11 protein-coding genes and 1 pseudogene are annotated in these 17,691 nt (G+C 48.4%); 5 read left to right on the top strand and 7 right to left on the bottom strand.

What is annotated here, in order from left to right; translation table 11 throughout:
- Positions 1-152 precede the first annotated feature (152 nt).
- Entirely contained in the window at positions 153-1,379 is a 1,227-nt protein-coding gene (locus tag ACW55A_RS18095; protein ID WP_498811486.1) for a hypothetical protein, read from the bottom strand.
- Positions 1,380-3,428 carry a ParB N-terminal domain-containing protein gene (locus tag ACW55A_RS18090; protein WP_498811485.1) on the bottom strand — a complete coding sequence of 683 codons (2,049 nt, stop codon included), beginning with the start codon at positions 3,426-3,428 and terminating at the stop codon, positions 1,380-1,382. It lies immediately after the preceding gene.
- Positions 3,429-3,915: 487 nt separating this feature from the next.
- On the opposite strand from ACW55A_RS18090, the gene dndB reads away from it, so the two are divergent.
- From dndB to ACW55A_RS18070, 4 genes are read left to right on the top strand one after another with little or no spacing between them, the layout of a single operon-like run.
- Positions 3,916-4,998: a DNA sulfur modification protein DndB gene (gene dndB / locus ACW55A_RS18085; RefSeq protein ID WP_498811484.1), complete on the top strand. Its 1,083-nt coding sequence runs from the start codon at positions 3,916-3,918 to the stop codon at positions 4,996-4,998.
- Positions 4,995-6,521, top strand: coding sequence for a DNA phosphorothioation system sulfurtransferase DndC (gene dndC / locus ACW55A_RS18080; protein ID WP_498811483.1), 1,527 nt, complete (start codon positions 4,995-4,997; stop codon positions 6,519-6,521). The genes dndB and dndC overlap by 4 nt, the downstream gene beginning before the upstream one ends.
- Entirely contained in the window at positions 6,518-8,530 is a 2,013-nt protein-coding gene (dndD, locus tag ACW55A_RS18075) for a DNA sulfur modification protein DndD (protein ID WP_498811482.1), read from the top strand. The genes dndC and dndD overlap by 4 nt, the downstream gene beginning before the upstream one ends.
- On the top strand, positions 8,527-8,889 hold the full coding sequence (locus ACW55A_RS18070) for a DndE family protein (RefSeq protein ID WP_498811481.1): 363 nt from the start codon (positions 8,527-8,529) through the stop codon (positions 8,887-8,889). The genes dndD and ACW55A_RS18070 overlap by 4 nt, the downstream gene beginning before the upstream one ends.
- Before the next feature lie 800 nt (positions 8,890-9,689).
- Here the strand turns inward: ACW55A_RS18070 and ACW55A_RS18065 are convergent.
- The 5 genes and pseudogenes from ACW55A_RS18065 to ACW55A_RS18045 all read right to left on the bottom strand — a co-directional run bounded on the left by ACW55A_RS18065 (position 9,690) and on the right by ACW55A_RS18045 (position 15,195).
- On the bottom strand, positions 9,690-10,838 hold the full coding sequence (locus ACW55A_RS18065; RefSeq protein ID WP_498811480.1) for a DGQHR domain-containing protein: 1,149 nt from the start codon (positions 10,836-10,838) through the stop codon (positions 9,690-9,692).
- Between the two features lies 1 nt (position 10,839).
- Complete coding sequence (locus ACW55A_RS18060; protein ID WP_498811479.1) at positions 10,840-11,379, bottom strand: hypothetical protein; 540 nt, start codon at positions 11,377-11,379, stop codon at positions 10,840-10,842.
- Positions 11,380-11,899: 520 nt separating this feature from the next.
- Positions 11,900-13,260, bottom strand: a pseudogene (locus ACW55A_RS18055) (IS1182 family transposase); the annotation flags it as partial.
- A gap of 304 nt (positions 13,261-13,564) precedes the next feature.
- Positions 13,565-14,236, bottom strand: coding sequence for a hypothetical protein (locus tag ACW55A_RS18050; RefSeq protein WP_498811478.1), 672 nt, complete (start codon positions 14,234-14,236; stop codon positions 13,565-13,567).
- Positions 14,233-15,195, bottom strand: coding sequence for a PDDEXK family nuclease (locus ACW55A_RS18045; protein WP_498811477.1), 963 nt, complete (start codon positions 15,193-15,195; stop codon positions 14,233-14,235). The genes ACW55A_RS18050 and ACW55A_RS18045 overlap by 4 nt, the downstream gene beginning before the upstream one ends.
- A gap of 740 nt (positions 15,196-15,935) precedes the next feature.
- Here ACW55A_RS18045 and ACW55A_RS18040 point away from each other — a divergent pair.
- Positions 15,936-17,540, top strand: coding sequence for a TnsD family Tn7-like transposition protein (locus ACW55A_RS18040; RefSeq protein WP_498811476.1), 1,605 nt, complete (start codon positions 15,936-15,938; stop codon positions 17,538-17,540).
- Positions 17,541-17,691 lie beyond the last annotated feature (151 nt).

Raw genomic sequence — 17,691 nt, 5'->3', positions numbered from 1 at the left:
AACAATATTTCGACGAGGCGCTTGGTTGAAACGCTCATCGGCCTAGCCAGTGATTTCATCCTTCTCTGGGGCTGATGCTTCCAGCTTTGCATCCGTACGCGGAGTCTCCATTGAACTTCGCAATGGGAGCCAAAACGCAGTGCTACATTTAGTTAAGGACAATGTACGTAATCCCCTAATAATTTTTGAATTGCGGAATCGAACTGTGTCTTAAAAGCTGGCAGAGCTAGTTCCGAATAAGTATCTGAAAACTCTTGATACAGATCCGGCGCTAAAAAGTCCAGCATTAGTTTCTTTAACGATCTCATGATCTCTGCAAAGCCTTCTTGATCAACATCATCTACTCCATGAGCTAAGCGCGAGTGATTTCTGACTGAAAGTAAGGTTCGAGCTCTGATTACCCAGTCCTTAACGTCAGTAGTTTTCAACTGGGACTGGATCTTTCCCTTCCCTACTAGAGATACTATTGTTCCGCAGCCCTCAAGCTGACCGCCATTGAAAAATACCTCTCCATTAGCTTCCAGCGTCGAAGCACCACAGAACAGAGATTGTGCTTGCAATGCTAACTCAAAAGATCGTGTCAAACATAAGGTACTTGACGACTTACTGAGTGACGCTCGATGAATTATTGCCATCCGAAAAAACCAACCCGCACAGGCGACAAAAAGATATGGCCAGAATTTACTCTTAAAGTCATAGTGCCTGGAAGTTGGCCGCACATAACACTTTGACAAAAGCAGCGCGAGTCTTCCCAAACGTCTAACCAAAGGTGCCGAACAACATTGGTATTTCCAGTTCTCGTCATCTAATAGAAAACGCCAATGCAATCCAACTGCCTCAGCAACTCCCGACGATCTTAGCTGGCCAGAAGATAGTAGCCCCTCCCCCATTACACGGCCATGGTAAAAAATATATGGAGAAAATATATTTTTCATTTCAGCCTTAAATGCAATGCCCAGCTCACCCATCTCAAGAAAAACTTGATCGTTAACAAGCTTTTGCAAATCTGTGAAGTCAACTGTTTTGGTGCTGCTCGACTCTACAAAACTGAAAATTTGATTAAGTGCTGCCAACACGCCCCAGTCTAATGTTTCTTCTTTACCAGGATGCGACTCGCTTGCAGAGTGACAAGTAGGATTGGAGAAAAATCCGGTCTCGCTGTAAGCATGAATCATTGCGAGAAAAAAACGTTGTATTTTTCTCCCGAATGGTATTTTAAGCGTTAGAAAGTGCTTAGCATCAACCTCCGGGATCACTAATGAGTGACCGCGGGGACATACAAGCACAGAATCACTAAAGTTAGTTGACCCGAGCTCATCCTTAACATACATGTTAAGATACTCAAGGTCGTCGAACTCAGCCAAATCCCATAGCTTCAATCAAATGTCATCCACTTCAGATGTTTCGTCAGTAGTATTTTTTTCAAGCAGATCTCCCTCTATCTCCAGAGAAGAACGTAAGTCTCTTTTAGCTTCGACGAAATACTCGTCAATGAAACGATCTACTTCATTGTCGAAACGGCGTACGAGGCTACTTTCATCGCGCCGTTTTTCCTTAACGTCTCGTTCCATTGCCCGCTGTTCCAGTTCTTTCAGGCGAAGATCTTCACGCTCTTCATTTGTCAAAGAATAGTCGAGTTCGTATCCCTTCTTGAATGATTTAGCTCGCTCTTCCCGATATCGCCCGAGAAACTGGCCTGCAGATGCAAAACCTTCATCATTTAATAGAACGTCCAGTTCTGGCCCATCTGAATCGGAAAATGCTGCCACTACGGATGCCCTAATGTCATCTCTGAGCAGATGAGCCAACATTAAATCCCGAATCGCAGCCTTAGTTTCATCACGAGCTCTTATACGTCTCTGCTCAAATACAGTGTACTGCAAATAGGTTTTATCAATACTGAACACATCGCTATTTTTATCAAAAATAACATTCAATAGTACTATCGCTGCTTTAAAAGCTCGCTCCGGTGGTACAGCGTACTGAATTCCGAAACGTACGAATATGCCAGCAACATTGAAGAACGCCCTTTGAAATAATGCATATCTTACGATACCAAAGCTGCTGCTTGAGCGTTTAGCTTCAATGGATTCTTCAAATACCAGCCAGCGCTTTTTGAAGTCAGAATCCTTTTCATCAAAAGGCTTGTACTCTAACAACAATTGCAAAATTGCTTGAGCAGATATTGCAGTACGTCCACCTTTAGGAAGGTCCGACTTTAGCCTTGCAACTTCCTCTGTAAAGTAACCATATAGTTTTTTGTAAGGTACTGACTCAAAATACAAGCTCACCAGAAGCGGCGTCAAATGCTCTTTGATTCTATATTTAAGAGCATTTGACTGAGCGTAGGAGTACTTATCCCATTTAATCTTCGGATAAAAATCCTCTCTATCTGCCCCTGCAGGAAATAGGTCTTCAGCGGCATCAGATATCTCTAGAAGATAGGAAACCACCATGTCAGGCTTAAAGTTCTCTTCAAGGCCTCGCTGCAGAACTCCAATGCTGGTAAGGCTGTGAACCTTTGTTACGTTGTAAGAATGGGTACGTGTTCTGGTATTCCATTCAATGCACGCCAAACCTTCCTTTCCATATTTAGAAAGTACGTCATCGCAGAACATACGGCATGTCATATCTCCAATATTCTTATCCGAAAGAAGAATATTAAAATGTCCTCCAACAACAGTCATTGTCGAGTTCACATCGACAAAAAGATTCCTGAACACACGAGGAACAGATGGAACATTTAGCTTGTCTGCATTTTCACTATGCGAATTAGGTGCATACATGACGCATACAGGAACTACTAGATCTCGAACTTTATCCCTGTGCTCTTCCCATAACCTTTTAAGGGCTCTGAGCCTATGCTGTCCGTCAATAACAATCAGCATAACACCATGAGGATCCAGCTCAGATGTCCTCAGGTTTAGTATTGCCTGTTTCGCCTTGATCTTTTCGCCCGGCTGATCAGACTGAAGGGTTAGCCCGTCAGCACTTGTAGTTGTCTTTCCATAAAGTTGAAAATGCCCTTCCCATGAAACTCCTGCGAAGCCAACTTTTGGAGTTATCTTGGAACGAGCACCGTAATACTCTTGGATTTTTTCATCCTTAACAGGAACAATAGCTGCCAGTAAGGGCGGGAAAAACAAAGGTCTGGTTGCGGCTGTGGCCTCATCTTGCTGGAGATAAGGCATAATATCTTTTTCAACACGGTTTTCATCAATGTCGCGCTGCATCAGCAAGTCAAAATTAATATCGTCAATCTGCACATCGCGTGCAAATTTCAAATATTTATATGCTTGAGCCATCGGCATTGAAGCCATAAAATATTCAACAGGATAGGAGCCTGACGATACAAACCGTCCAAAATTCCCCAAAAGCTCAACGTCAAATTCTTGCTCTTCCTGTAAATCTTCGAAATCGTCAGCCATATTTCACCCCGTCTAAGTCCAAAGCTATGTCCGTTGCTAATTTCCTGGCCAAGATCTGTAAATTGTTTGAGATCGACAGTAAACGCTTTTAACGGTAAACCGGAATTTTTAACAATAAAATAAGATTTGTGGTTGCAAGACTCTTTGTTCTGGAGTTATCACAAGTGGTAAATCTGGAACCTGCCCACTGTTACATAGCAAATGCTGCCGACAGGTCCCTAAAAATATCCCTCGCCAGCTTACTGTTAACATAGAACCACCATGACTCGTCTCTTGCCTAGCTACCAATCTAGCACATTTTCATTCAGCTCCAGAGAGCTGATGTGCATCAGCAGCAAGCCCACGCCGTAGCCGTTCTAGCAACCTTCAGAATTCTCTTCTCATCGTCCGGATCGAGTATTTACACAGCCACATATCGTGAACGCCTTGCTTGTACGTTAAAAATATGCAAAATGACGTACTCAAGGTAAAAAAAACGTTCTGAGCCATGAATATTTTCGTTCATTCCTTCCCATGCGTCAGGGGCATCCAAGCCGGGCGGCCATGCTATATAGCGATGTGCCCTATGCGCCTTGTGCCCAAAATATTCATTTTTAATGAAGAGAATGTGCCTGCCGACCTACGTGCCCAGCGCACATTAAACCTCGCTAGGGTTCCGGAAATATCAGCGTATTTGATTGACAATCGCGACGATTACACTCTGTCTGCTATCACAGCTTCAGTGGATGGCGTCGTACATTTTACTCCGGCATCCGATACCGGGCTAGGTCAGAGCATTGGCACGCTGACAATCCCTATGGAAGCGCCGATTCTGATCAACGACGGCCAGCATCGCCGCGCAGCCATCGAGCAGGCAATACGTGAAAATCCAGAACTCGGCCACGACAACATCCCGGTCCTGTTCTTTATTGATGAAGGGCTCAATCGCAGCCAGCAAATGTTCGCTGATCTTAACAAGCATGCTGTGCGGCCGAGCAACTCAATCAGCACCCTGTACGATCACAGAGACCAGATTTCTGATCTGGCCAGGTATCTGGCAAAAAATGTAGAAGTCTTTTCCAGGATGACAGAGCTAGAGAAGTCCAGCCTATCCCCCCGCAGCTCCAAGCTCTTTACGCTCAGCGCCATAAAGAATGCGTCCCGTGTCCTTTTGAAGAAAGGAAAAGGCGACCTTATCGCGCTAAATGAGAGGGAGCTCGCGAAGTCGTTCTGGGAAGAGGTCTCTCTACAAATGCCCGATTGGATCAGGGCAAAAAACAAAGAGCTGTCGACATCTGAGTTGCGAGACAACTACATCCACGCCCACGGGGTAATGCTGCAAGCGATGGGGCTCGTCGGTGCCGAGCTGATCATACGCAAAGAGTCTGAATGGCAACGAGTCATCAGCCAGCTGCGAAGCATCGACTGGTCCAGAGCCAACCCTGAATGGGAAGGCCGCGCGATGGTTCACGGCCGGATCTCCAAAGCCACAACGAATGTTGCACTCACCGCCAGCCTCATCAAGAAGAAGCTTGGTGTCCCGCTGTCCACGGTTGAGCGAGAATTGGAAAACAGGTTTTGTCAACGATGAGTAATGAGCAATTTCTCTATCCATCACACGATGACTTCGTCCACGAAGCGATCATTGCTGGTAGGCCATTAGCAGACGCCGTCCGTGAGCTTCAGAGCATTTACAAAGCTGATAATCGTCCTTGGGTAGTGGGGTTCAGCGGCGGTAAGGATTCCACTGTAATTCTCTCGCTCACTTATTACGCCTTGAAGATGTTGCCGCCTGAGGAACGTCATAAGCACGTGTACGTGGTCTCCTCTGACACTCGAGTGGAAACCCCTGTAGTCGTCGACATGATCCGCCAGGTGCTTGATTCGGTGAACGCTCAGGCGATTCAAGATCAGCTCCCCATGACAGCGCACTCTGTCACTCCTAAAGTCGGCGAGACGTTTTGGGCCAACCTCTTGGGTAAAGGCTACCCTGCCCCAACCAAAGCATTCCGCTGGTGTACTGAGCGGATGAAAATTGACCCAGTGAGCGAGTTCATCAAGGACAAGGTAGCTCGCTTCGGCGAAGTCGTGGTTGTGCTTGGCTCCAGACGAGAAGAAAGCTCCACTCGTGCCCAGGTAATCACACGCCATAAAATCGACGGTTCTGCATTGGGTCGACACACGACATTGCCCAATGCCTATACCTACATGCCTATTGAGCTGTGGCACGCGGATGACGTCTGGGAATACCTCATGAGCGCTGCAAGGCCATGGGGTGGCTCTAACCGAGTACTGTTTGAGCTCTACAAAGACTCCAATGCTGGAGAATGTCCGCTCGTCATCGACACTAATACACCATCGTGCGGCAACTCGCGTTTCGGCTGCTGGACCTGCACAGTCGTGACACACGACAAAGCGATCGAGGGACTCGTAGACAGCGGAGAGGACTGGATGCTACCCCTACTCCAGTTCCGTAACCAACTGCATGCTAGCTCCCTGCCCGAAAATAAAACTGAATTCCGTAATTATAAACGTCGTACGGGCAAAGTGACCTTCGCAAGAGGAGCTATCGATGACGACTCCAATGCCGCCACCAAGCATGTACCTGGTCCGTATTGGATGAAATATCGCCGTGAGTGGCTGAAGCTACTTTTGGAAATTGAGAAAGGCATTCGTGAAACGGATCGCGAGATTGAGCTGATCGGTCGTGATGAGTTGCAAGTGATCCGCCAGCAGTGGTTGAAGGATCCAAATGAACCGGACTGGATTGATTCACTTCCTAAAATCTACGGTGAGGTTTACCCCGAAGATACGGTCGAATGGATCAAAAATGATGCCGGCGCGTTTACTGAACCTGATGCTGCCATTCTCAACGCACTCGAGGCTGAGCGCGGCGTACCAGCAGTTCTGATCATGAAGCTCATAGATACAGAGTTGTCGTTCTCAGGGCTCTCGCGCCGAAAAGGCATTCTGGACGAGCTGCAGAAAGTCCTGGAGCAAGACTGGGGTGGATTGGACGAAGCGATGGAACGACGCGCCATACCTACAGTTAACGATACGTATAAGACCGCTTTCGAATCTCTGAAAGCCGACATAGATGGCTTGCTGCAATGATTATTGACTCCCTTTCAGTACTAGATTTCCGAGTGTTTAGCGGCGCCCACGACTTTGACCTGGTTCCTAAGATCAAAAGAGGCAAAAACGCGCCTATCGTTTTATTTGGCGGCCTAAACGGCGGCGGCAAAACAACTATCCTGAGTGCGCTGAAGCTTGCCTTGTACGGTAAAGGCGTACTGGGCTCCGGCGCAACGGTTGCCGAGTACCATCAGTATCTTCGTGAGTGCATACACAGAGCTCACAACAGCATCGCCAAGCCTACGCGAGCAGCTGTCGAGCTGACCTTCCGCTATGCACAATATGGCGTTATTTCGAGCTATCAACTGACACGTGATTGGTTTGTTGATCACGCTGGCAAGGTAAAAGAAGGCCTGATCATTTCAAGGGACCGACACCCCCTGACCGAGCTTTCTTATGATCAGGCACAAGCTTTTCTCAACGAGCTGATCCCGATCGGCGTTTCTGAGCTATTTTTCTTCGACGGTGAAAAAATCGCAAGCCTTGCCGAAGAAACATCCGGAGATGCTTTGCGTGAGTCCATCAACAAGCTTTTGGGCCTGGATCTCATCGATAGATTGCACTCCGACCTCTCCGTTATCATTAGAGGGCGCTCGGTCAAAAAGGCTTCTGCAGATCGCAAGCAAAAAATTGCTGAAGCAGAACGGACATATAACGATCTGAACGAGCAGCTGGCAGAAGTACGCGAAAAACTTCTCCTCATGCGCGTTAATACTGTCGAGGCCAACAAGAACCTTGGCAACATCGAAGCGAGCATCAATGCACGCGGTGGCGCCTGGAGCGCCTCCAGGCAAGAGGAAACGGTCAACCTCGATGCATTGGTTAGCGACAAAAAAGCTATAGAGCACACCCTGCATGACATGCTCAGCGGCCTGCTACCTTTCGCCATAACTCAAAGTCTCAACGAGAAACTGCTAGCGCAAATAGACGCTGAGCAACGCGCGGAAAAAGCACAGGTACTCTCCGAATACTTGCAACGTCAGCAGAGCAATTTTCTAGCAGAAGTCGAATCTGCCTTCGCTATGACAAAGGATCAGCTCCCTGCCCTTCAAGATATTTTTCTGAGGACATTCGGCTCAGAGGTCTCGAACAGCGCTGAACAACAAGCTCCAGTACACGAGCTCTCGGATACTCAACGATTCAGCATCACTCATCGCCTACAGAACGATGTTGGCTCGCTCCAACAGCGTGCTGCTGACTTAGTGATGACGCTTCAGGAAACCGATAGCCAGATTGAATCCGCCCGGGAAAATATCGCTAGAGCGCCCGACGAAAAAGTACTGATCCCACTGTTTAACGAACAAGGGCAGCTACAAGGACGGCTTTCCGCTCTTGAGGAGCAGAAATCGGTAATGGCTGAAGAGGCAAAGGCCCTCCTCGCACGTCTGTCGGTGGCTGCACGCCAGTTAGACGGTCTCTACACCGAAATAGCGGAGTCCCAGGAAGAGGAGCGCCTGACCGGTCTTGCACAGAATGCCAAAGATGTATTGAAAGAGTTCTCTACTCGCGCTCGAATTGAAAAACTCAAAGAGCTCGAGTCGCAGTTTTACACTTCATTCAATGGCCTGGCTCGCAAAGAGGATCGGAATCTCAGTATTCAGATCGATCCGAACACCTTCGAGGTCGTACTGATCGACGATGAAGGCGTAACACTTCGTAAAGAAGAGCTGTCAGCCGGCGAGAAGCAAATCTTTGCGATCTCTGTCTTGGAAGCGCTGGCCCGCACTTCAGGGCGAAGCCTGCCAGTTGTGATCGACACACCACTAGGTCGACTGGACTCGGTTCATCGGAAAAAGCTCGTGGAAAATTATTTCCCTAAAACAAGTCATCAAGTCATCATTCTCTCGACGGATACCGAAATTGATTACGCCTTCTATGAAGGCCTACAGGGAAGTATTTCGCACTCTTATCATCTGGTATACAACCCAGAAACTCGGTCCACTCAAGCAGAGGAAGGCTATTTCTGGCGGTGGGCACAAAACGCATGAACGTATTTCCGCACAAATTTAAAATATCAGCCTCATCCACTGCGAAGCTGAAGTACCTAAAATCGAAGACAGGCCTGACGCCCAATATTTTGGGTAGATTTGCGATCGCACTTGCACTCGCTGACGAGAATGGGCTTGGCAATGCAAGTGTGTCAGACCTGGATGGCCAGGAATTCAACGCCCCAACTCTATTTGGCGAGCACTTAGATATTTATGAAGCACTACTCAGGCAGTTCGCCCATGAGTATGATTTACCTTGGGATCCTGTCAGGCATATAGCCTCACTTATTGAGGTAGGCCTACATAAGATGGGACATGTAAGATCACTGAATGATGTAGCTCAACTAATCAGAAAATAATAGCCCTGTGAATTTATATGATCTCATGAGCCTGTTTTAAAAGAGCAAGGTGATTTACTTAGTAAACGATAAGGCAAGGCCACCCTGCCTTATCAAAAGTTTGATTAAATGCTCCTACTCAAATGTTCAAAAACAGTTACAAACACTTGGCCCGCGTAACTTCTCACTTTAGCCAGATACATAAAAATCAAGATTCGCGCTTGAAGCATGACTCGCACAGGTGGGCGCCCATTTAACTGCGCAAGATCTGCTCGGCTAACGCTTGCTCTAACAAAACGATTCTCTTCAGGTATTGGCCGAGGCAAGCTCCAGTAGGTACGCAAATTTAGAGGTTGCTAAATTGGTCTCATCCTGAGCGTTGCCATCCCACTCTTCGACTAACGCCGACTATAGTTTTAGCGCCCTATGCGCTTCGATATCTGCAATGTCTTCGTCCCGGCATCGTGTGCTGATTGCCTCCCAGCAAGAAATGCTTTCTTGGATTGAAGTCCAGTCCTAGCTTCAGCAATTAGCGTCGATAGCTTTCTCATTAAGTATTCATCGTTATAAACCGATGTATCCGTTACCATAAGCGCAGTACGCCTCCAGCAAACACGCCTTCGGATGTTAGGCGATCAAAGGTGGTGGTGTCTGCGGATCTAACGGAAACCATTGCCTCAAGCGTCGATGTCAGAAAAGGTGTGTTGTCCGGACGGTTACGCATGACTTCGTAGTTTTAACCAACATTCCAAAGAAAAGCTTGCCCAGGAAGATTTTTTGCTAATCAGGCGTATCCTGGGCAAGCTGAAATCTAATGCCGCTCACAGATTGAGATGTTTTAATATCTCATTTTTAATAAATGTCCTTCCAGCACCGGATGCTTGAGCGTTAGTGAAGTCAATGCCCGCTCTAGCCGCTGGCTCCAATTTTCCGGCAAAATCAGATACATCTCCATCAAGCTTGTGTTCGAAATCCCCTAGTAGCTTAAGCAGCACATCAAATAGAGCCTGCACACCTACAGTCTTCTTTATAAATGAACCTTTAACTGCGACCCGCCAGAAAAGTGAATCGACGGCTTCTAAATAATTATTAACAACTTCGAAGATTACCTCGTCAAATCCTTCACGATACAAGAAGCGCAACGGGGAGCCGTCATCAGCTAATGACTTTCTGTCCCGCTTCTCTTTTGGAGTGGACATCATTATTGATCTATCCGACTTAGGTTTCTTAGAGTAGAGTTTTAGAACACCGTCTACTATTGTCGCCATTGAAATATTGAATTCATGTGAATCAACGCCACCACCTACAACCCCTAGCGATATCGCTCCTTTTAGCGGCCCGGCTCCGATATTTAACCGTCTCGCGATGGAGACTGCCAGGGTCTCTGGTACCCAAGCACTCGGGTCCGTCGCTTCGATGTCAAAGCCAAAGAGATTGTATGCGAGACTTTTATCCACCTTCTTTTGATTAAAATTAATCGTGGAGAACAGATACGCGTGATAGGGGATTGGCAAGTCTAAATATATGGAGCATATTAATTCAAAATCTTTCCTTCGATCAGCGGCTGCGTACCTGAAGCTTCTCAACCGGTGTTGGCCATCTATGATGGATGCCATTTTAATTTTGGAGGGTATCTTGAGCTTTAGAGCGCCACTACCATCATCTTCAACATGCCAAGAATGCGCTGATTGTATATAATTGCCTTCCTCATCATAATTAGCGCCCAGAATAATCGTATTAGGGAACGCTGCCTCTTCCGTTTCAATGAATTCAGAGATTTCTCTTTGCCGTTTTTCATCCTCGATACGCTGGGTGCCCGTAACGTTGAAACCATCCTCACTGAGTTCGGCCTTATCTGAATAACAGAGATCAAGCAGTTTCTCTGCAGATATGCTTATCACATAAAACGTACCGAGGGGCTGATTGACACGTAGGGCTGGGCCCTCAAAAAACGAGCTAGTGGAATTCATGTTATTGGCCCTCTTTGAGTTTTGCATCTTTCAACTCTTGCAAAGTTTTCCCAGCCGAGCCTGTAGGTGGTTGTACCGACCCAATAGTTGCCGCTTTTATTTCATTAAGCTTTATGCCAAACTTCTGAGGCTCTAATAAAACCCACCAAAGGTACCAAACGAGTAAGGCGGAAGTAATCATTGCTGTCCAAGCCCAGAAACCGCACCCGACAACTATCGCAACTACTGCCAACACCGTGACAAATATCATTAAACTAACAACAAATAAAGTAAAATCTTTTTCTATATCAGACCAGCTTTCGAGATAGTCGTGGCCTCGGGAAGCTGCAAAAAAATCTGCGACCACTGCAGCCAACAATGCGAATACATAAGTCATTGCAGAGCTCATATCCGCGGGTTTACCGCTAAATATCGGCAGCCAAAACCCAACGCCGCCAGCAACTAAAATGATCGAAACAAAATAAAATAAAGGCGCTGGCTTATGAAAGCCTCTTCTTGTCAGAAACCATATGGTTCGAAAAAACTTTTTCCACTCGTCCATGAAACTCCCCTAGATAGACTTAATGCCGCTGTTAACTACTTGAATCGATTTGAGCCTTTATTTTTCTGGATCGACGCATCGGACGGTGCGCCCAGTGCCGTGGCCGAAGAAACGATACGCTGGGGCACACAAAACTGGAAGCACTGTCAGGTATCTCGGTAGTGAACTAGACCATGCGCTTGAGATGGCAGAGCAAACAAGGTATGGCTAGGCAAGGACGGTGGTGTCAACCGCTGCCGTCCTTGAGGAGTTCGAGCGTTAGGAGTGGACTTGCCCCTACCAACCCGGACACCTGGATGTTCCGCTCATACACCGTACGCATAGGTCACCCGCTTTACGACGAGCGAAATCTTCATGTACAACCTGGTCGCAGGTCACAAGTCCGTCGAGCATATCAACCAGTTGCACCGGACCATCCTCAAGGCAGGGCAGGCGGCGGGACCCTCGCTAGGAGTTTGACACGTACGCTTTTGTCCCTCTTCAATGTCCTTCCGCTATTTCTACCGGGACAGCACTCGTGCAATGACTCGACCGAGCGTACACATGCCGTCGTCATCGCGCGCCTCAGGAAGTGCGTCGCCCCCATCCATTGTTTGAGCGTCCCGAAGGGATGCTCAACAGTTCGTTTTCGAACTCGCATCATCTCCGGCGCGTTGCGCAACCGGTTCTGCATTTCTTCCAGTACGGCTTCATGTTCCCAGCGCCGAACTCGTCGTTCCGTGCTCGGTGTGCACTGCGATTTCAAGGCGCAGCCCTGGCATTTCGAACTCCAGTAACGGTGTGCAGCTTCAGGCCTTTTTCAACGTTGGTGTAGCGCCAAATGAGCGCTTCTCCAGCCGGACAAATGTATTCGTTCTTGGCCGTGTCATAGATGAAGGCATCGTTATTGAAGCGCCCGTCAGCCTTGGCTCCAGAGGTCATCGGCTTGGGCACAAAAGCGGTGATGTCTGCATCGTGACAAGCGAGGATTTCTTCGCTTTTAAAGTAACCTCGGTCAGCCACTACCGACAGCGTTTCTAGCGCCATCGCGTCGCGGGCCTGCTTGGCCATCCAGCTAAGTTGATCACGATCGGAACCGACGTTGGTCACCTCATGTGCAACGATCAAATGGTGCTGCGTATCGACCGCTGTCTGGACGTTGTAACCGACGATACCGATGCCGCGCGTCATCATGGAGCGGGCGTCTGGATCGGTCAGTGAAACCTGTTTATCCGGCGATTCGTTGAGCTGGATTTCAATTGCTTGAAGCTCTTTCATTTGCGTTTTCAGCTTGGCGATTTTCTCTTCCAGCCGCACGGCTTTTGGCTCGGAAGCTGTGGGTTCTTGCCGATCGGCAGTATCGAGCGCCGTCAGGTAACGGTTGATGCTCGATTCAATTTCTTCCATTCGCCGCTTCAGTTTGGCGCTGGTGAAATTGCGGTCGCGATTGTTGACTGCCTTGAATTTGCTGCCGTCGATGGCGACCAGATTTTCTCCGAACAGTCCTAACTGCTGGCACAGTACAACGAACTGGCGACAGACGCCTCGGATGGCCTTGCTGTTGTCTTTTCGGAAGTTGGCAATGGTCTTGAAGTCTGGCATCAAACGCCCGGTCAACCACATCAGCTCGACGTTGCGTTGAGCTTCTCGCTCCAAACGTCGGCTCGACTGGATGCGGTTGAGATAGCCGTAGATATAGATCTTTAGCAAGATCGCGGGGTGGTAAGCAGGCCGGCCAGTATCGGCTGGAATGGCACCTTCAAAACCCAGATTGACTAGGTTGAGTTCGTCGACGAAAACGTCGACTACACGCACCGGATTGGTATCGCTGACGTAATCGTCGAGGCTCTCGGGGAGCAAGGTGCTTTGACCGCGATATTCGCCTTGAATGAAGCGCTTCATCGGCAACTCCTGCGTTAAAATCCCCAGCAATCATACACGCGATGACAATTATGAAAGCCCCGAGAATGACTAAGACACACGCCCCTCACCGGGCTCAAAAGCTCGTCGAACTTGGCTGGACTGTTAAACATGAATTCAAGGCTGACAACGAAACATACGAGTGGTATCTGGAATGGGAGCACGTTGAAGAGCCTCCATTGCTTTCCTCACAAGATAATTGGGATAAACCCAGCCACTACCGCCCTTGTGACTGATTCAATATGGCAGATTTAACGTTGCAGATCTAAGCACGACAGATGCGTTTTTACACAGTCTCGGCCCATAGCAGCCGCTTTGGACCGTCGGCTACTGGCTGCAAGGCAGATATTGGTGTCGCTGGCCAGCCATGCCGTTTCCCCCTGCGCGAAGGCCGGCCGAGCTTCCTCGTTTTACCGGGCCCTTCTCGGTCCCATTTTCCGCGTCGGCGAGACAGCGGCAATAAGGACCATTTGGTCTGGCCGAATACGATGTAGGTATAGAACCAAAGCCTCAACCGGGAGGCGTTTTGCTGAGGTTTTTGAGCTTTCGCCTCTTTGTTGATGAGAGCGTCTGGATGATCGTCTGAAAAGATTTCGTCTCGACGCGCCAGAAGGTTTGAGATGGCGGCAAAGCGCTCGTCGACCATCTGCTCATAGCTCTTCTTCTTAGAGACTCTGCAATCTTCCAGATGGGCTATCGAGATTCCCTTTACGTGCTCTAACCAAGGCGGAGTTGAGTCAGCCGGGCCATCCTCCAGAAGCCATCCCTTCTCAACCGCCTCCTCAAAGTCGATTTGACTGAGCTCTATCAGGTGGCTACTGAGTTTATTTACAGCGTCCTCGAACTGGACCAAACGAACCCTGTTTCGAAGACCGTCACTGCAAAGAAAATGGTAGATGAGCCCTTGCGAGAGGTTACGAAACCCTTCGGGGGCAGTGATTCGTGAACCCGCCCTCATGTTGAAGCCCCCTCGAAAAACGAACCGAGCGCTTGCAACAGATCGCAGCCCTCAGCGATGAGGGGGCGATCAATCAGAATCGGCTCTTCGAAATCAATGAGGAGCTTCCGATGCCAGATGTCTTGATAAATCTTCGCAATAAACTGATCACGGCAACCCCACCGCGAACTATATCTACTCGCTACCTCGTTCACAGGTTGACCAGTTGTCACCGCATCAGCGACCTCGTCGCTAAAATCCGCGAGAAGAGCAGGCTCGAGCGAAAAAAGGACTTGATGCATACCAAACAGCAAATCAAGGTTTGCCTGCACAATGGGCGATATCAGGTCGAGCGAGACCTCTACGGTACGAATCCCTGCACTCGCATAGTAGCGGCGTTCCAGTTCTCCTCGGAGCTGCGCATGCTCACGGTCCTTCCTTTGCTGGACAGGAGTCTTCGGGGAGCTGCGTCTGCGCTCCCGAAAAGCCTTGCTCTGATCTTTAACCGTCCAGTTGACGGCAATGGGCTTGCCATGGCTGTCTAGGAGGTACAGCAGCAAGTCGCCTTGATAGGGAAAAGCCATCCTCCGACGGGTGCCATACTTATCTTCCATTACGATTTCGTAATGCCTGAAGCTGATCTCTTTCGCTATCTCGACGGTACCGCGCAATGGCGGGGGAAAGGTGCCCTTCGTCAACGGATGTCCACATAGCGGATGGCTCGAGTGGATCGGCCAAAGCATTTTTTGCTCGTGCAACTCGAACAAAGTCGGATGGTAAAGCGCTAATTGCGCAAATACCTTCTCAGGGCTAGACAGTAGGTGCAGGGTACGGCCGAGCTTGCGGATATGCAGCCTGCAGTTGATAGACCCCTTCGGTGCCTCCCGGGGTATTGCTAATGTGGACGGTACATATTCACCGCCCCATTCGAACCGGCTCTGGCGGCTCATGATGAGGTCAAATCTTTCCTGCGGTTTCATCCAAGCAATCCAAACATAATGGAAATCGCTCGCTACGCTTACGTTGGGGATAACAACGTGGGAGCGAGCGAAATCCTTATCCAGCGGGTAGGACACAACGCGTTAGCTTGTGGATAACGTGTAATTTCCTGTGGATGAGCGGACCCGTGCAAGACTTGACGTCTCACATGCAAGGGATAGACAATGGACGAGTCAGGCTACTACTTGACTTGTCCACAGGGGCCCAAGGTCGCACTTGGGCCCTTGTCTAGCCGACTACGGGGCTCTCATTTAGCTATCTTTATCTGAGATTCTTTCGAATACGTCATACCTTAGGCGAAACCGCCGACTGAGGACTGCTCCGCCGAGATGCCTTGAATCAGACATGCTCGCACGATGCGTCCTTCCCTTCCGTTTTGGTTATGTTGATTATGTTAACGCCGCAATTTCCTGCCTGACAACTACAACTTTTCGCGTTCGCCCGAATAAACCCTTGTCACCAATCTCCAGCTATACGAGCGCACACCAAAGTCCGGTCCCCCCATCTAAGCGAGCGCACACAGGATTCCGGTCCCGTCAGCGTTTTTTTACAGATCCAGTTCATTGCCGAGAGGAGGTGATCCCAAGGGAGGCGGACTACGGCTAGGACGAAACTGCCAATAGAGTCTTTTTATATATAAACTCTGCTTTATAGACCCGTTAGCAATTTTACAGCCGCACAATTCGGGAATATTGTAGTATTTTTTTGGAAGCTAAATCTCGTGCGCCTGAATAACGAGCGGCCTGTATACCTTAAGTGGCTGGAAGATGAGTGTTTCTTTAGTCTCTGCAGTAGGCAGCATATTTTCTTGGGCAATCATTCTGCTGGCCAGACACTGGAATTTTTATTCGGAGCCAACGAAGGACAATATGCGCATGACTTCCCAAGTAATTTGGAACAGTTGAGCGATGACGCAAAGTCTGCATGGGGAGAAGCAGAGCAAATAATCCGTAACCATACCATCGCGCCTATATTTTTCCCGTTTCAATCTGCCGATAATATCGATCAATTGCAGAAAGCTATGAAAGGCCCACATCTGGGGGCTATAAAATATAGGCTCGGAATCGTCACTGGTCGGTTCGGAGGAGAACACCCATTAAAAGCATGCTACGAATGCATGGCTTTTGATCGTGCAAAATATGGTGTTGCATACTGGCACTTATCCCATCAATTTCCTGGCGTAACGGTATGCTTAAAACATAGCTGCTTGTTGATGGAGTCTACGGAAAATAGGCAATGGTCAAGGCGCTTTCAGTGGCTGCTCCCAACAGAGTCTGCACTGCATAAGCCACGTAAATCTACGCCCTCACCAGCGGCTCTCAGAGCTCTGATGGCCGTATCAAAATCGGCACTAGAGACCGCAAAACTGGGGTTGTCCATCCGTTTCGAGCCGTCAATCGTGGCCCAAGTGTACAAAGAGGCAATCACCAAATTGGTGACATCTAAATTAGAACGCGAAGTTGCGGCTGAAAATCTTGCCCGATACTGCTCTAACCTCCAAAAACACCCACCTTTTTCTAAACTACCATGCACCAGCTTGGGTGCAGTAGCGTTCATCGCGAAAATGGGTCGAAAGCCCCGTGGCTACTGCCATGCGTTGAAGCACGTAACCCTGATTTCATGGTTATTTGAAAGCGTAGAGCTCTTCTTAAAAGCTTATGAACGACTGGCGCCGCAGCAGAAAAAAATGAAAAACGTAGAGAAAAATATAGAGCAGGCTTCTTTTTCCAGCGAAAAAGAGACCTCCGCAGCAACATCGGCTCAAGGGGCACTAAGGCCTAAAAAACTTACTAACAAGCTGAAGAATAAAATACTAAAGTCCTTAGCAGAGGGTATGCAGAAAGAGGAAGTATGTGAAGTGTTTTCTATATCTATCACCAGCGTAAATCGCATACTTCGATTGTACCCGGAAACTGCTGAGAAAATCGCAAAATCAATTAAACTTAGAGAGAGGAATGTGCGAAGAGAGCTATGGCTAAGTACGACAACAGGACACCCTGGGTTGGGAATGTCCGACGTGAGACGGCTGATCCCTAATATTTACGCTTGGCTCTATAGGAACGATAATCCTTGGCTAACAAGTCAATCCCGGATTCTGCCAAATGCGATACAGGGTAACCATTTAAAAGTTGACTGGAATCTTCGCGATAAGAACCTTTGCAACGAGGTTAAACGAGTATTGTCTGATCGAAAAACCGACGGTGGCCCGCTACGCAAACGGGATGTATATCTATGGGTTCCTTCTTTATTTGCAGCGCTTGAGAGCAGAGATCACTACCCGAAGACGAGGGCATACCTTTCTGAAATTGCGTGTAAACGGTGTTAGCCCAGTTATGCTGGGCTTTAACAATGGGGCTAATAACACAATTAGCAAATGTGACTGACTTACGGGATATAAAATCGACTTTGAAGCCTGGGGGTATTTGAGAGGCGGTGTTTCATCATCACCTATAGAGCCAGTTAAGACACCTCGCGGA

Source organism: Plantibacter cousiniae (nom. nud.), assembly GCF_977070315.1.
Note: the sequence above shows the minus strand (reverse complement) of the source record. Positions and strands in the feature narration are given on the sequence as shown.

Bases quoted from the DNA above. Each gene is read 5' to 3' on its own strand.
- dndD (WP_498811482.1), top strand. From the start codon at position 6,518: ATGATTATTGACTCCCTTTCAGTACTAGATTTCCGAGTGTTTAGCGGC.
- ACW55A_RS18065 (WP_498811480.1), bottom strand. From the start codon at position 10,838: ATGAATTCCACTAGCTCGTTTTTTGAGGGCCCAGCCCTACGTGTCAAT.
- ACW55A_RS18050 (WP_498811478.1), bottom strand. From the start codon at position 14,236: ATGAGGGCGGGTTCACGAATCACTGCCCCCGAAGGGTTTCGTAACCTC.
- ACW55A_RS18070 (WP_498811481.1), top strand. From the start codon at position 8,527: ATGAACGTATTTCCGCACAAATTTAAAATATCAGCCTCATCCACTGCG.
- ACW55A_RS18090 (WP_498811485.1), bottom strand. From the start codon at position 3,428: ATGGCTGACGATTTCGAAGATTTACAGGAAGAGCAAGAATTTGACGTT.
- ACW55A_RS18060 (WP_498811479.1), bottom strand. From the start codon at position 11,379: ATGGACGAGTGGAAAAAGTTTTTTCGAACCATATGGTTTCTGACAAGA.
- dndB (WP_498811484.1), top strand. From the start codon at position 3,916: ATGAATATTTTCGTTCATTCCTTCCCATGCGTCAGGGGCATCCAAGCC.
- dndC (WP_498811483.1), top strand. From the start codon at position 4,995: ATGAGTAATGAGCAATTTCTCTATCCATCACACGATGACTTCGTCCAC.
- ACW55A_RS18045 (WP_498811477.1), bottom strand. From the start codon at position 15,195: ATGAAACCGCAGGAAAGATTTGACCTCATCATGAGCCGCCAGAGCCGG.